At 44.0% G+C, this 15,814-nt stretch carries 12 protein-coding genes; 7 read left to right on the top strand and 5 right to left on the bottom strand.

Annotated features, from left to right (window positions below; genetic code table 11):
• Positions 1–172 precede the first annotated feature (172 nt).
• From EPL05_RS12005 to EPL05_RS24640, 4 genes are all read left to right on the top strand, one after another.
• Positions 173–1,096, top strand: a complete 924-nt coding sequence (locus EPL05_RS12005) for a C-terminal helicase domain-containing protein (RefSeq protein ID WP_208394729.1) — start codon at positions 173–175, stop codon at positions 1,094–1,096.
• A gap of 234 nt (positions 1,097–1,330) precedes the next feature.
• On the top strand, positions 1,331–3,049 hold the full coding sequence (locus EPL05_RS12000) for an ATP-dependent nuclease (RefSeq protein WP_128534202.1): 1,719 nt from the start codon (positions 1,331–1,333) through the stop codon (positions 3,047–3,049).
• Positions 3,046–4,821, top strand: coding sequence for a UvrD-helicase domain-containing protein (locus tag EPL05_RS11995; RefSeq protein WP_128534201.1), 1,776 nt, complete (start codon positions 3,046–3,048; stop codon positions 4,819–4,821). Before EPL05_RS12000 ends, EPL05_RS11995 begins: the two co-directional genes overlap by 4 nt.
• Positions 4,822–5,604: 783 nt before the next feature.
• Complete coding sequence (locus tag EPL05_RS24640; RefSeq protein WP_128534200.1) at positions 5,605–5,973, top strand: phage integrase SAM-like domain-containing protein; 369 nt, start codon at positions 5,605–5,607, stop codon at positions 5,971–5,973.
• 477 nt (positions 5,974–6,450) lie between these two features.
• Here the strand turns inward: EPL05_RS24640 and EPL05_RS11985 are convergent, their stop codons facing one another.
• Entirely contained in the window at positions 6,451–7,482 is a 1,032-nt protein-coding gene (locus EPL05_RS11985; RefSeq protein WP_243837280.1) for a glycoside hydrolase family 76 protein, read from the bottom strand.
• A 219-nt stretch (positions 7,483–7,701) separates the two neighbouring features.
• Here EPL05_RS11985 and EPL05_RS11980 point away from each other — a divergent pair, with 219 nt between their 5' ends.
• The 3 genes from EPL05_RS11980 (at position 7,702) to EPL05_RS11970 (ending at position 11,476) form a co-directional block, all read left to right on the top strand.
• A complete protein-coding gene (locus tag EPL05_RS11980; protein WP_128534198.1) occupies positions 7,702–8,520 on the top strand; it encodes an AraC family transcriptional regulator in 819 nt (272 codons plus the stop codon).
• Positions 8,521–8,561: 41 nt separating this feature from the next.
• On the top strand, positions 8,562–10,115 hold the full coding sequence (locus EPL05_RS11975; protein ID WP_128534197.1) for an FAD-dependent monooxygenase: 1,554 nt from the start codon (positions 8,562–8,564) through the stop codon (positions 10,113–10,115).
• Between the two features lie 110 nt (positions 10,116–10,225).
• Positions 10,226–11,476 (top strand): alkaline phosphatase family protein, encoded by a 1,251-nt coding sequence (locus tag EPL05_RS11970; protein ID WP_128534196.1) that lies wholly within the window; start codon positions 10,226–10,228, stop codon positions 11,474–11,476.
• Positions 11,477–11,804: 328 nt separating this feature from the next.
• On the opposite strand, the gene EPL05_RS11965 is transcribed toward EPL05_RS11970, so the two are convergent.
• From EPL05_RS11965 to EPL05_RS11950, 4 genes are all read right to left on the bottom strand, one after another.
• Positions 11,805–12,473: a TerD family protein gene (locus EPL05_RS11965; RefSeq protein ID WP_128534195.1), complete on the bottom strand. Its 669-nt coding sequence runs from the start codon at positions 12,471–12,473 to the stop codon at positions 11,805–11,807.
• Positions 12,474–12,492: 19 nt separating this feature from the next.
• A complete protein-coding gene (locus EPL05_RS11960) occupies positions 12,493–13,068 on the bottom strand; it encodes a TerD family protein (RefSeq protein ID WP_128534194.1) in 576 nt (191 codons plus the stop codon).
• A 295-nt stretch (positions 13,069–13,363) separates the two neighbouring features.
• Positions 13,364–14,494: a TIGR03364 family FAD-dependent oxidoreductase gene (locus EPL05_RS11955; protein WP_128534193.1), complete on the bottom strand. Its 1,131-nt coding sequence runs from the start codon at positions 14,492–14,494 to the stop codon at positions 13,364–13,366.
• On the bottom strand, positions 14,491–15,810 hold the full coding sequence (locus tag EPL05_RS11950; protein WP_208394728.1) for a DUF5690 family protein: 1,320 nt from the start codon (positions 15,808–15,810) through the stop codon (positions 14,491–14,493). Before EPL05_RS11950 ends, EPL05_RS11955 begins: the two co-directional genes overlap by 4 nt.
• Positions 15,811–15,814 lie beyond the last annotated feature (4 nt).

Raw genomic sequence — 15,814 nt, 5'->3', positions numbered from 1 at the left:
AACCACTTTTAATAACTAACTTTGAAAACGCTTTTACAGCTCTCGCTGCTATCGTTCGCCAGCTAATCGCCTGGTCACTTTGCCACGGAATCAGGTGGTCAACATCCCCGGAATATCAAACCAATTGGCCTGGAAACAAGATGGAGGTAATATATACGCATTCGTAGATTTAATGAAAGATGATAGTTTCAGTAACCCTAAAACCACTCCTCATCCATTCAAAATCCACAAACTTTTAATTCAATACCGGAGCCTTGTTCCAATCGGTTCTTTATTCAGCCATTACCGATACGGCGGATTACTTACCCATGCTAGAACGGAAGCCGCAATTTCGAAGAATAAAGATTTAGCACCCGCCCCCATTACTATCAAGTCACTTCCACTTAGCACTATAAATATTGTACATTTTCCCGTAAAAAAATATGGTGGGATTTTCCGTTCTAGAACCATAAAAGGAAGCCCTTATCAAATTTATGCAGCTATATTTTCTGTAGAATTGATAAGGTATATTCAGCAAAATGTCACCTTAGCTGAGGGAGAGGTTTACCGGATAGGCATTATTAGTCCTTATGCAATACAAAGCACACTCATTTCTAAATTGTTGGAAAAAATAGGATCAGGAAATGTAGAAGTGATTTCAGGCACAGTTCATGGATTTCAAGGCGATGAATGTAATTTGGTCATCGTAGTGTTAAATCCCCCTAGAAATATTACTCGAAGTTTAAGAAGCTTCTTGAATAAAAAGAATATTCTAAATGTGGCGATTAGTCGGGCCAGGGACAAAATGATTTTTCTTACCCCTTACGACCCCGAAAATGAATTAAATCTGAATGACCTACACCAGATAAGATGGATTGAGCGACTCGCCGGAAAATTGGAAGATTGCAAAGGAGCAGTAGCGGGATACGATGCAACAGAAATAGAAAAAAGTTTATGGGGTAATAAAAATCATATTGAGGATATAACCTTTGCAACTATTCATCAAAACGTTAACATATATACAGAAGCCTTAAAAATGTATGAATTGAGGCATGATGATAATGCAATAGACGTTCAGGTAAAAATAAATAAACGTAACAATGATATAAATATATAGGGGGTAAAAACCAGAAAGCCTTACCAAATTTTAGAAGATTTACCTAACGATTCGATCAACGTTAAGCAGACTCAGTGTTTTGGAAAATGCAATCTATTTACTTCTAATAAAGTGGTTCTAAAAGCTAATGGTATCATCTTTAAGAGTCAATTCCACTATTTTGAGAAACTTAGGCAATTGTTGGAACTACGGTCTGATTTTATTCGATATCTAAACTAATCACAGTTAATAGCAATGCAAGTAAAAAAACTTACCATCAGGAACTATCGCAATTTGGATGGGCAGGAAGTTCAATTCGCGGATACTTGTAATTTCATAGTAGGCGAAAACAATCTCGGAAAATCGAACATTCTTAATCTTCTGCAGGTATTATTTTCTAATCGTGGTTTTCGCGATACCGATTTTACCGATCTGAACAATCCCATAGAAATTATCCTTCAAATCAGTTTAGCGGATATCGAGATCGGACACTTTGAAGACCTTTTCGACGTAGATGATTATCATTTGATCAATATCAAATGCTTACAGGAGAATGATAGCGATAATGTCAACTTTTCACATCTTGAAACAGGCACTTACATCCAGCCTGCGATAGTAAGATGTACCAATTACATCTATTACGATTCCTTGCGAAACCCCGTATCTGAGATCAATTTTGACAAAGGGAAAGGGGCCGGCAGATTTCTCTCCAGCCTGCTGGCTGGGCACATTGAAGAAAAAAGCCTCAAGAGTGAGGACTTCATCAAAGACGCGCCGATGAAAGCACTCCTTGCAGACGTCAATCAAAAGCTGGAAAAGCTGAAGGCTTTTAATGATTTTTCGTTTAAAGCCAGCTCAGAAGGTGACCTGTTGAGCCTGTTATCAAGAATTGTTGTGCTGAAGAATGATAAAGGCGAACCACTTGCCAATTCGGGTTATGGCGTACAATTCCTTTTGTTAATAACACTTTCGATACTGGAGCGGATCCATGCAATTAAATTGCAGCGGAAGGATAAGGGGATTTTTGAGGATGAAACGGACCACAAAAAATCTATATCGCTGATCATTGGCCTGGATGAACCCGAAATTCACCTGCATCCTTACATGCAGCGTTCACTGATCAAGTACCTCAATAAAATTATTGCCAACCAGAATTCGGATTTCCAGCAGCTAATCAAGCAGCTGTTCGACATAGACAGGTTTAACGGCCAGATCATTATTGCAACACATTCCCCTAATATTTTATTAAACGACTATCGCCAGGTGATCCGTCTTTATCCGGCCAATGGTACGAGAATCAAATCCGGCTCCCAGGTTACCTTACTGGATAAAGAGGCTAAAAGATTGCACATGCATTTTCCTTATATCAAGGAAGCATTTTTCTCCCGGTGTGTCATATTTGTGGAAGGCGACTCGGAAGAAAGCAGCTTTCCTGATTTTGCCGGAAAAATGGGCATTGACCTGGATGAACTCGGGATAAGTGTCATTCAATCAAGGGGTGGCGAGGTCGCCGCTATAAAACTGCTGATCGAGCTTGCTCAGAAATTCGATATTCCTGCTACCGGCATCGGTGATCGGGATAATCAACCCGCAGTAGCACAGCCGCTCTATTTAACCTTGAAAAAAGATTTTGAAGAAGAACTCGTCAGTTTAATTGATGCTGGCAAAGAAGGATTTCTGGAAAATATTGTAAAAGAGTTTGAAGGAGATAATGTCACAGTTCAAACCGGGCAGCTAAATAAATATGCCTTTAAAGCTTACAGCGTTGCCGCGGTTCCCTATACTGCTGATTTGAAACTTGCTGACATTCCAAAGTCCGACATTATCAACCTGAAGGCTTTTTATTTAAGCTGGTTCGCGGGAAACAAAAGCTACCCTTTAGGAAAATTGATCGGGGAAAAGATCGACGTTGCGGATATTCCCGCAATTTATAAAACCGTAATTAACCAGGCCGTAACCTTCGCTGCCATATGACCCTTGATGAGATAAAAGAAAAGATCAGGGGCTTGCATCTGGGTGATGCGAAACAGCTTGACGCAATTTTCACAACGGAAAAAAGGCTGTTGATCGAGGCACCTGCCGGTTATGGGAAGACCAAGACTATGGTCAGCAAGATCGCCTATATGCTGGCCTCTGGCAGTATTCCTTATCCGAAAAGGTTGCTTGCACTCACTTTCAGTGTAAATGCCGCCATGAAAATCAAAAAGGACGTAACGCATCAGATTCCGTTGATTCTTGAAGGCGTTAAAACCGACTATACCATTTCTGAGAAGATATTAGTGTCTAACTACCACGGGTTTGCACGTCGTTTATTAAAACGTTCAGGTTATAAATTACATCCTGCCCTGATCAATATCGATGAATTAAAGATAATCGATGACAGTAAAGCAACCTACCTGTTGTCAAACGTAAACGGCTTGTCCTATACATCGGCATCAATTTTAGAGAAATTTAATGAGGAGGTAAAGAAAATTAACGGAACCTACATTCAGAACAATCTCGCTGCCTACAACCAGGTGCTGATCAATGACTTTCTCTCGCGCGGACTTTTAACCTACAATGGCATACTAACGCTGGCCGCTAAATTGCTGACCGATTTCGAGGTTGTGCGTGAATTTTATCGACGGCTGTACACTACGGTTCTGGTAGACGAATTTCAGGATACCAATGTTTTAAGTTACCTATTATTGTATTATCTGATCGGGGCTAACACACAGGTTATACTGATGGGAGACGACCTACAGCGGATATATGGTTTTATCGGAGCCGTTCCGAATCTTCTGACCAAAGCAGCTACGCAGTTTGGCCTGACCAAAATAAGCCTGGATCAAAATTACCGGTTCAAGGATAATAAACAGATGCTTAGTCTGGATCAGAACATCAGAAGGAACGCGGAGCAGCCCCGGGATCCCCAGATCACAGAGAACGCAACTGTTGACTTCAACAGTTATCCTGATCATGCAACTGAATCGGCTGCAATCGTTGACAAATGCAAATACCTTATATCCACAGACCCTGATAGCCATGTTGCGATTCTGGTGAAACAGCGAGGGCCAAACGTCGTCACCATTATGGGTACTTTCCAGGCAGCGGGCGTACCTTACTTTTATGGATTATTCAGTGACGAGGATCCAAAATATGTTGAATTTAACCGTGAATGCCTATATGAGTTTTTTGAACAGATAAAATTAAAAGACCAAGTTACAAAAAAGCTGCTCGCAGCAATTACTGTTAAGCTTAAAGCGAAGTATGACATTACCGACCCTTTGTACAGTTCATTATTCCAATTGCTTGCCATTTTGTTTGAAAAGGTATTTACAGATTTTTCCTATTTATCGAACCAGGAAAAAAAAGACCTGCTGATTGAAACCCTTGAAGGCAACGGCTTGAAGCAATATGTGGAATTCATCAATGCTACGGTCATCCTTACCACTGTTCACGGCTCGAAAGGACTGGAATGGCCTTATGTAATTCTTCCTGATATGGAAGAGCAATCTTTTCCTAATTATTATGGATTATGCGGAGGTTGCCCTTATAACAATACTTGTAATCTGACCGTCACCGATGCTAATGAACATAAATACCTTGAAGAATTAAGCGTATTTTATGTGGCTGTGACGCGTGCTAGAAAACAGGTTTATTTTACTTCAAGTAATACTGCAATTAACTATAAAGGGGAAGTCGTCAATCGCAACATTAGCTGTTTACTTAAAATCAAAGGAATACAAATATTATCGAGTTCTTAAAAAAGTAGCCGATAATGGTTTACTCCATAAGGGTCGAACTCCTATTACGCAACTTGTAAAAATGGGTTAAAACTTTAATTGTTCCACCAAATGATTCGAATTATGTCCAGTCTGGGGATAATAAGTTAGTCTTAAAAGTCTTTCTGCAAATTGGGCCCAACCACCACAAATTTAATCAGGGAAGATTCCAATGTTGTTATAGGCATTTAAGTTCTTTTGCTTCTTTTCTTGCAAGAAAAGAAGTCCGAGTGTTCAAACTCAAACCAACATTATGTTAACTAAAATCAAGTTGAAATAATTCAGAGCAATTTTATAAAATATTAAATTTCAATACTTTATAAGCAATCAAGAAGCTGCCAACAATCTCAAATCTTCCAAAAAGGGGTTCGAATTCATTCCCCTACGGGCTACGGTAAACGTCGTTTTCATACAAGAAAACGACGTTTTTTGCGTTATGGGGCGCGTAATAGGTAAAATTCAGCTGATGCGGACAAAAGCTGAACGACGCGATTTGAAGCTGAACGTATTTCTCCTTTTTCCAAGCAGCACCAAAATCAGACCACTGACAAATTTCACATTACTTTTTTATTTAAAGAAGCCAATGGCCTGGACCAAGGGTCCTATTGTTATCTACCTCCGAATCACTGTAAATTGCAGAAGGTCATAACTTTCACGCGGAAGAAACTGCGAAATAAACCGCTGGAATCCTGAAGCAGGACGATGTATTGGAAATAAGGAAGAAGCGAAGATGCTTAACACTTATTTAGACACCTTGCAACAAAAATGCGGCATTCCCATCAAATTTTGCTTGACAGCGGCCAACCAATCACTGCCGAAAGCTTCAAAAACCAGTTCTCTCGCAACGCGGAAAAGAGCCGGTACCTAATGCAAATATTTAACAAGCATAATAAACGCATGGAGTCGTTGATCGGTAATGGGTTTGAGCTTAATACATTGAAAGGATATAATACCTCGGTTAAACACTTATCCGGATTTCTGAAAACTAAATTCAGGAAAACGGACGTTGAAATTAAAAGCCTTGACCATGCATTCATTGTAGATTTCGAATATTACCTAAAATCGGTTTGCAAATGCAGCGGTGTTTCGGCGGCAAAATACATAAAGCAATACTATTTTTACTTAGGTCATTAGTAATTAAACTGTATCAACTCAATTGTGGGTAATTCGGGAATTACCGCAGCTTGAAGATTATAATTTATTGGAAATAAGGAATATACCAAACTCGGTTCGAGTACCGTCCAATGATATTACAAAGTCAGCGCTCAGTTTTTTTCCCTACTCTTATTATAAGGCTCCTATAAAGCAACAAAGTGACCTATTCGAGACCTATAAATAAATTAATGGTTAAGAGACTGCAATACAACAAGTAACAAATCGGGTTAAAATCCCTCCCTCTCCGTAATTTATATATCAAACGATTCAAAAGAGGCCGTATCAAATCATGATCAGCCTCTTTTGCATTTTAATCTAAACCCGTGTTCGGTACACATCGTTAGCCCAAAGCTTTTTTTGAGAAGGCCATTGGAAAACATCTTTCTTGTTAGCCCAAACGAATAAAAAGCCGCCGGGCTCTCATCTCCGGCGGCTCACCAAATTATCAACTAAACACTATTTCTTTTCTTTTTGTAATATACTGAGACGGGCATAAAGCTCTGCTATACAGGCTTCATCCAGCAACCATTTTGGCTTTTGCAGCTCATCAGCTTTGGGTAACCAGCTATGGGTGGTGTAACCATGTTTATCGCGCGAGTTTTGCCAGGCGTAGTTCAGATCGTGCTCAACGGCCGTTATGTATTTATAGTTACCGTCCACATGATACAGCGCCTCATAGCCCCTGAACAATACGGTAATAAACCAGGGCAGGTCGATATGTAAGCTAAGGTTCTTGTCGTGCGGAACATTGCTGAAATGCTTAAAACTGTCGCTCGCCAGTAGCTTTGCCTGTTCAAGATACTTTTTGTCGCCTGTTTCCTTGTAGAGAATTACCGCAGCTTCCAGCAATGACCCGGTATTGTAACTCCAAAAAGTACGGTTGAGCTTACCATTCATTTTAATGTCGTTGCCTATCACTCCAGTAGAATCGCGCAGCGTGCTGTACATCCAGTTATAAAACTTTTTGCCCTGCTCCAGGTAATAGGGTTCTTTACATCCCTGGTAAATTTTAAGGGCGGTTAGCGTTGCCATTCCATTGGTGCAGGCCGGTTTTTGATCGTTATGCCCCTCCAGCCAGGTTACGCCGCCCCCCATATCATTGTTCCAGCCGCTCAGGATAAATTTAAACACCCCTTTAGCGCGCTGCAGGTAGAGCGGGTTTTTGGTCTTAAAGTACGACTCCATATAATCGATACCCACCAGCCCGTTGTCGTCGTAGTACCTGTCGGCTTTCTCCAGTTTTACCGGGTAAGCCTGGTAGCCGGCCGGCTGGCGCACACTATCGTGATACTGTTCCACTCCTGCTATCAGGCTATCCTGGTAAGTTTTATACTTACTTTTTAGCGACGGCATGCGCATTAATATATTAGTGGCTGTAAAAACGCCTGAGAACGGCCACAAAAAGCTCACCGGTCTTTCGGTAACGGCGGCACCCTGAAAATAGTTCAGCGTATCTTTTTTGTTCGACGGAAAATTCTCCGAAAACAATCCTTTATAAGCGGGAACCCGGCAAATAACGGCTACTTTCAGTTTGCAGGATTGGACATCGGCCCGTGGCGAACATGGTTCCTACAAACCACCAACCACTCTGTCAAAACATAGCACACAGGTTATTAATGCCCAATCCGATAGCGTTCGCATAGCAGCACTCAAATCTTTTTAATGGGATGCATTTATTCAATACGCCCAAATATGTTATCTTTCAACATGCAGCACCAAGAATTTGAAGCTCCCGGAGAGCTTCGGGATACCATAAAGTGCTTTTGGTACAACAGGAGAGAGTCTGGAGAATCTCAATCAAGTTTTGAGGTACAGCCTGATGGCTACGCCGAAATTATTTTTCATTTCGGGGGAGGTTGCTCCATTTCTCACAATGGAAGCCTACAGCCATTACCCTCCCCGTTCATGATGGGGCTGCTTAATCAGCCAGTTAGCTTTTATACCAAAAACCGTTTAGAGATCATTGGCATAAGGTGCTTCCCATGGACCGTTTTTGATTTACTTGGGTTACCGCCCGGGAAAGATGGAGTCCGCGTGTTTGAGCACCCAATCGCCGAACTGCAAACCACTTTAAATAAGTGGGTACTCGCCGGCAGAATAGATGAAGCGCTGGCCGAAGTAAAACAGTATTTTCTGAATGCGCGATTGCGGATTGCTCCCAGCAGTATGCTATTTAAGGCGGGAACTGCTATGAGGAAAGCAAACGGCAGCATGCCGGTAAGCCAGGTAGCTGCGGCGGCCCACGCAACGGTGCGCACATTAGAAAGAGGTTTCAAGCAATCTTCTGGTTATACAGTTAAGGACGTCTCCGGCCTGATACGCTTTGAGCAGGTCAGAAACCACCTATGGCATCACCCGGACAGCAACCTGGCCGGCTTAGCACACGAATTAGGTTATGCAGATCAAGCCCACCTAAGCAGGGAATTTAAGCGCTACAGCGGCGCTACGCCGGCAGCGTTCGCGCGGCAAGCAAAAAAAGGAAAGCCGGTTATAAACAACGATTTTGTCGCGTTTATACAAGCCTAACGCAGGAGCTTTCCCGAGTTTTGAGTATCAAATCATTTTATATGAAAGCTACACTTAAAAATAACACATCGGCTCAAGACCATGCTATATACGATGTGATCGTTTCTGGTGCCGGGCCCGTAGGCCTGTTCCTCGCCTGTGAACTGGCCCTGGCCAAATGTTCGGTATTGGTATTGGAAAAGGCAGAGGATCCGCACTCGCCTTTAAAGCAACTCCCTTTTGGCATCCGGGGACTCTCGGTGCCTACTATTGAGGCACTTTATCGCCGTGGTTTGTTAAAGGAACTCGAGATACATAAACGCGTTAAAAACCCTCATTCAAACGCACCATCAGGGTCGCGCCGCCAAGTGGGGCACTTCGCGGGTATTCCATTTCGCGAGGGTGATATTGACGTCTCACAATGGGCCTATCGCCTGCCAAGCTCTACCGATACCAGTTTGATCTCTGAAATGCAGGAACTTGAAACGGTGCTGGCTCGCCGCACTGAAGCCCTTGGAGTGGTAATTATGCGGGGGCTTGCTATTACCAATTTTCACCAAACCGGGGGCATGGTACATGTTCAATCTGGTGATAAATCTTTTAAAGGTAAATGGCTGGCAGGCTGCGATGGAGCCAGGAGCATTACGCGCAAGGCGGGTGGTTTTGAATTCGCCGGCACCGAGCCGGAATTTACCGGCTACACCACCCGGGTTGATATTGCCGACCCGGAGAAACTTAGTTCGGGCCGAATCGTGACCTCAACAGGTATGTACATGCAATCACAACCAGGTTACGTAGTGATTCAGGATTTTGATGGCGGGGCATTCCATCATTCAGAAAAGCCCTTAACCCTTGAACATGTGCAAGATGTACTGCGGCGCGTTTCAAACACAGACGTTACTATCAACGCCCTGCATATTGCAACTACCTGGACCGACCGTGCACGGCAGGCCACCACCTATCGCAACGGGCGGGTCTTTTTAGCCGGCGACGCAGCGCACATTCACTCTCCCCTGGGAGGCCAAGGGCTTAATCTCGGGTTGGGTGACGCCATGAACCTGGGTTGGAAGCTTGCCGCAACCATCCAAAACAGAGCGCCAGAAAGCCTGCTGGATAGTTATTATGCCGAGCGATACCCGATTGGTGCACAGGTTTTGGATTGGTCGCGCGCGCAGGTAGCCATCATGAACACAAGCCTGCAGGCGCGCGCCCTTAATGCGATTTTTCGCGACCTAATGGATACGCGCGATGGTGCCACCTACTTTGCGGGGCGGGTTTGGGGTATTAACACACATTACGATCTTAATGAAAGCCACTCTTTAACGGGCCACAGCGTCCCCAACTTTGAGTTGGAAGACGGTGCCATTATTGGGGAGTTGATGCACAACGGCCAGGGAATACTGCTCGACTTCGATAGTAATGCATCACTCAAAATTTTGGCGAATACATACGGCGACCAAATGAAATATGTTTCGGTACGGGCGAAAGAGCAATTTGGCTTGAGCGCGATACTGATACGCCCTGATGGGATCGTCGCCTGGGCATCTGAGGGAACACCTGATTGCGGCGAACTCCAAAAGGCTGCCGTTCGCTGGTTTGTACCAAAAGATCTATAAAAGTTATAACAACCTCCATCTGATCTGTATTTCCGTTTAGTTGATAAGATAATAATTGCTTAACCCAGGCAACTTTTTTGTATTTTAGCTTAGCCCCAAAATAAACCGCTATGATTTCGTCTTCCAGAATATTTAAGCTTGTTATACTGTCTTTGTGTATATCAACCATTACCTATGCGCAGCAAAAAGTAAAAAAAGCCTTGTTTATCATCGTGGATGGCATCCCAGCGGATGTGGTTGAAAAAACAAATACACCAAACCTCAACCTGATAGCCAAACAGGGCAAATATATGAGGGCTCATGTAGGGGGTGAAAAGGGCGGTTATTCGCAAACGCCAACTATTTCGGCAGTGGGTTATAACAGTTTGCTTACCGGCACCTGGGTTAATAAGCACAACGTTTGGGATAACGATATTAAGGCACCCAACTACCGCTACCCTACCATTTTCAGGTTATTTAAAGATCAGTATCCAAACAAAAAAATAGCCGTTTATTCCAGCTGGTTAGACAACCGCACCAAATTGGTTGGCGATGGTTTAACTGCTACAAACAATATCAAAGTCGACTACCATGCTGATGGATTTGAACTTGACACCATTAATTTTAAGCACGACAGGGAAAGTGCCTATATGCACCTCATCGACGAAAAAGTTGTAACCGAAGCCGCCACTGGTATTAAAGTAACAGCACCCGATCTTTCATGGGTATACCTTGAGTACACGGACGACATGGGGCACAGGCATGGGGACAGCCCGCAGTTTTATAATGCTATCGAAATGATGGATAAACAGGTTGGCAAATTATGGGAAGCGATACAATATCGCCAGAAAAAATTCAGCGAGGAATGGCTCATATTCATTACTACAGATCATGGGCGCAATGAGCAGAGCGGCAGGGACCACGGCGGCCAATCGATGAGGCAACGCTCTACCTGGATGGTTACCAATGCTAAGGATTTGAACAGTTACCAAAAGTATTATTACCCGGGCATTGTTGATATTATGCCCTCTATGGCGCGCTTTATGAACATCAGCATCCCGGTTAACTACAGCAGGGAGATAGATGGGACACCGCTTACAGGCCCGGTTTCAGTCGCGGCGGAAACCGTTAATCTTATCCAAGGTAATATTGATGTAAGCTGGAAAGCTTTAAACAAAGGTGAAAAAGTAAAGATTTGGGTAAGTACTACCAATAACTTTAAGGAAGGCAAGCCTGATGCCTACAAGCTAATGGCCGAATTACCCATTGAGCAGGAGCACGCGCTGATCTCTGTGAAAGAGATGCCATCGGCATTTTACAAGGTGGTTATTGAAGGGAAGAATAATACCTTAAATGCCTGGGTGGTAACGGACGTGAAATAGGGGGAAATTTATCCCTTTTCATTATCTCCCGGGGTTGAAATGTGCAGTGGCAAAGAGGGGTTTTACCGTTCTTTATAGCGCCTCCTCCTCCCTGCCTTTGCACACGCCCCCTGTCGCGAGGGTTAACATAACTTAACACAATTTCAATAAATCACTTTCAAATAGCTGATAATCAACAGTTTAAAAAAAATGTGGGTTAACATTATTTTCTCTATAATAGTGTCACCATAAATCTTAAAATTTTATTGTAGACCCATAATCAAATTTATTAAACACTGTATTCTGATGGGCTATTGCTATCGCGAGGCAGGTTTAGGTGAACATTATATCAGGTGTGTTTTTTAAGCAAATCCACAAAATTATCCGTGCCGTGCGGCTCGCCGATAGCGCGAAACTTCCAGGAATCATCCTTACGATAAACCTCGGCAAATATCATGGAGCGCATGCCGTTATAGGTACTATCGCCGGATAGACTAAACTTTGCAATCTCGCGGCCCTTTTTGTCTACCGCGCGAATGAAGGCATTATCCACCATTCCAAAGTGCTGGCGGTGGGCCTTACCCATATAAATGGCCACCACAAATACTATCTTTTGGTATTGCTGCCCTAAGTCGTTTAGTTTTACAATGATCTGCTCGTCGTCGCCTTCGCCGGCACCGGTGCGGTTATCGCCCGTTAGCCAGATATGGCCCGATGGGTGTTCCATTGAATTAAAGAAGACCACATCGCCACCGTAATAGCTAATGCTGCGGCCGTTGGAGGTGGGTGTTTTTCTACCGGTATTTACCACTTTGCCGTTGGCATCCAACAGAAAAGCTATCGCATCCAGATCGTACTCATCTTCGTCTTCCGCGCCGAAGAGTTTGGCAAAGAAACCCACATCTTTTTTCCTCACATCCCAACCAAGCCCAATGGTTACTTGCGAAAGGTCATACTCGGTACCGCCATCATTTTTACGGAGATCGATGGTTTGCCCCTTTATTAAACTTATTGCCATTATGTTTAACCTCCCCTTGTTATTTGATGATCTCCCCTTTAAAATGTTTGCTCAGGAAATACGAAAGGTCTTCGCGGTACCCAACGCCCGATGCTTCAAATTTCCAGTCCACATCTTTTTTGTATAAACGGCCAAATTCAATGCCGGTCTCTATCGAGAAATCCTCATCCAGTTCATATTTGGCTATCTCCATGCCGGTGGTTTCGTCAACTATACGGATGTATGCATCCCGCACCTGCCCAAAGTTTTGGCGCCTGTGGGTTGCCTCATGGATGGTTACCACGAACAGGATCTCGGTAATTCGCGGATCAACCTGGTTAAGGTCTACGCTGATCACTTCGTCGTCGCCACCGTCGCTGTTACCGCCGGTGGGGTCATCGCCCGAGTGGGACAGCGCACCATCGGGCGAGGTGGTGTTACCATAAAACACAAAGAATTCTTCAGCCGGAATTAAACGGCCGGTGCCGATCATGATCGCAGACGCGTCGAGGTCAAAAGCCAAGCCGGTACCTTCATTAGGGTTCCAGCCTAAGCCAACACTAATTTTAGAAAGGCCAATGTTGATCCTTTCTCCTTTTCTCAGAGTAATAGCCATTTTAGTATGTATAAAAGATTATTTTTTTATTGTTTGCCAGGGTGTTTCCATCTTAATAGAATTGGCGCGGCCGATTGGGGTCATCGTCGATTTCGGTGTCAAAGTAAGTGACTATTTTTAGATTAAACAATATTGTAATTGTTACACTAACGGAGAGGAATTTTGCAGAAAACACGGCTTTCCGCAGGAAACGGAAAACATGAGAAAACAGATGGTTAAGGTTTATATCAACAACAAGATTTCCCTTTAGCTGAATTGAAAAAACGCTTGTAGAATTTCGACCAAACGACAAAAACTAATCAAACTTAGCTGCAATTATCTGCTCGCATAGCCCGAAGGATAGCGTCATTCCATTACCACCAAGCCCGTTAATAATGGTTACGCCCGGCTCGGGTTCCATTACCAGTTCGGTTTGCCCGGTGGTCATTTTTGCGTAGGTGCCGTTCCAGGTTTGTATCACGTGGCTATCCTTTAAACGGGTAAAGGTTTGCAGGTATTTTAAGATCATCTGGTTGATGAAATCCTTATCGAATGGATCATGCACCAGGCCATATTCATGCGAATCGCCAACGGTTAGTTCGCCGGTGTGGTTTTGGCAGGCCATAACATGTATGCCCCATTTTAATTCTTCGGCGTATTGCGTTTCATAACGTTTGCGCAAGGCAGGCAGCGCAGGTGCAGACTGGAAGCCAGGATAATGGATCATGCTTAAACTTCCGCAAAGTGCCGGGCCAATTCGCCAGTCGCCGGGCTGTGCCGCTAAACGCATCATCTGCAGCTTACACTTTGTAATATCGAAACTTGCAAACAGTTGCGGATAAAGCGTTTCAAATTCTACGCCGCTGCAAATAAATATTTCATCGGCTTGCCAACTGCTGCTACCGCTCAATATGATGCTTTGCTCCACATGGCTTATAGCAGTATTCCAGTAAAATTTCACATCGTATTTATCTGCTAAATACTGGGCTATGCTACCTATTGCGGCTCGGGCTTCAACAATCATCTCGGTACCGCTCCACAGGGCGCCTTTAAGTCCATCGGAATTTACACCGGGCGATTTTTCTATTGCCTGTTGAGGGGTAAGTAAAGCACAGTCGCGATGCGTTTTGTTAATGTTGGCGTACTGCTCCATTACTTCCAGTTCATCATCATGGTATGCCATGTGCAACGAGCCAACCTCGTCGTGCCAGATACCGGCATCCACGCAGGTTTGCTTCCAGATGCTGCGCGAGAGCATTGCCCGCTCAAACAGTGGGCCTGTTGGTTGCCCAATGGGCCAAACCATACCAAAATTACGTATAGATGCGCCAACAGCGCGTTCATTTCGTTCAAAAACGGTTACCTCATAACCCCTCATAGCCAAAGCCCTGGCCGTGGCCAGGCCAACAATGCCCGCACCAATTACGATAGCTGATGGAATGCTCATATAGCAGAAAATTTTAAATCGACACTGCTTTCGGGCACGGGTGGCTGCCTGCGTGCCGATTGCAAAAAGTAAATTAAAGATAAAACGCCGCAAAGGCCGCCCACAAGGGCGACTATCACCACACCCTCTTTAAAAAACTCGCCCCAGCTAATGTTTGGCCGGGCAAACTCCTTAACCAAAAGTACGCTAACGCTACCCAGATACCCCATCGAATCGGCAACGTACATTACAAAACCAACGTTACTTTTATAATGGAAGGCAGCTATCATTCTTTCGAAAAAAATGGCGTTGTAAGGCACATAGCCCAGGTACAGCCCAAGCCCGGCCATAGTCATCCAGCTTACCGGACCAATAATTTTTAACGAGAATAGTAGCGTTGATGCACCTACCAGCACGCAGCCGCCTATAATGAATAAGTGGATGATGCTAAATGCCCGCAGATTTTTCCTGACGAGGATAAGCAGGCTCATGGCTACTAATACAATAACAGAGATCTGCGCATCAATTTTTGTGTAGATGCCGCGGTCTTTTATGCCAAGGCTATTCCAGATCTCTACCTCAAAATTATCGCGTACATCGCGCATAATGGTGAGCAGTACATAAATAATGAGGGTTAATATAATACCCGGTAAAAAGCGAATGATAAAGTTTTTACGTTCCTGAGCGTTCATCGGCGCGCGTTCGGCACGGAGCAGTTTGTCTTCCGGGGTTTGCGGCGGCATCAATTCCAGCATAAAAACAAACAGCACAAGCGGTATGGCAAACAAAGCGCCCGTAAAAAAAGGCATATTATATTCACGGATATGGTATACATGAATTAAGGTTTGCCCAATAGTTTTAACAAAGCCCGAACCAAATATTAAGCTGATAGATAGCACAGCCGCCATAAATTCGGTAGAGCGGCGGCCTTCCAGATACCCGAAAACCAGGCCCCATATCAGCCCGAGCGGGAAGCCGTTAACGAACAGGAAAACGATGTTATACGGCGCGGGCACCAGCGCGAAACCCAGTAAAGCCAGCCAGGAGACCCCAACCAGCATCAATATAGTTAACCCGCGTTTGGCCCCCTTTACTTCCGCTATAAAGCGAATGCCATAAAACTTACTTAAAGTATAGCCGATGATCTGCGCTATTACCAGCCAAACCTTATAATCTACATGAAAGTATTGTTGCCCCGGATAGGTGCCGGCTGCGAAAGCCTTACGAAAAGCATACATGGAGGTGTAAGCACCAAATGCCGATATCGCGGCCATAACAGAAACCAGCCAGTACGGCCAATTGGCTACAGCTGTTCTTAGTTTATTGGCTAAAGGCATGGCC

Origin of the sequence: Mucilaginibacter gilvus (genome assembly GCF_004054195.1) — a bacterium.
GTDB lineage: Bacteria > Bacteroidota > Bacteroidia > Sphingobacteriales > Sphingobacteriaceae > Mucilaginibacter > Mucilaginibacter gilvus.
This window is presented reverse-complemented; position numbering and strand designations above follow the sequence as displayed.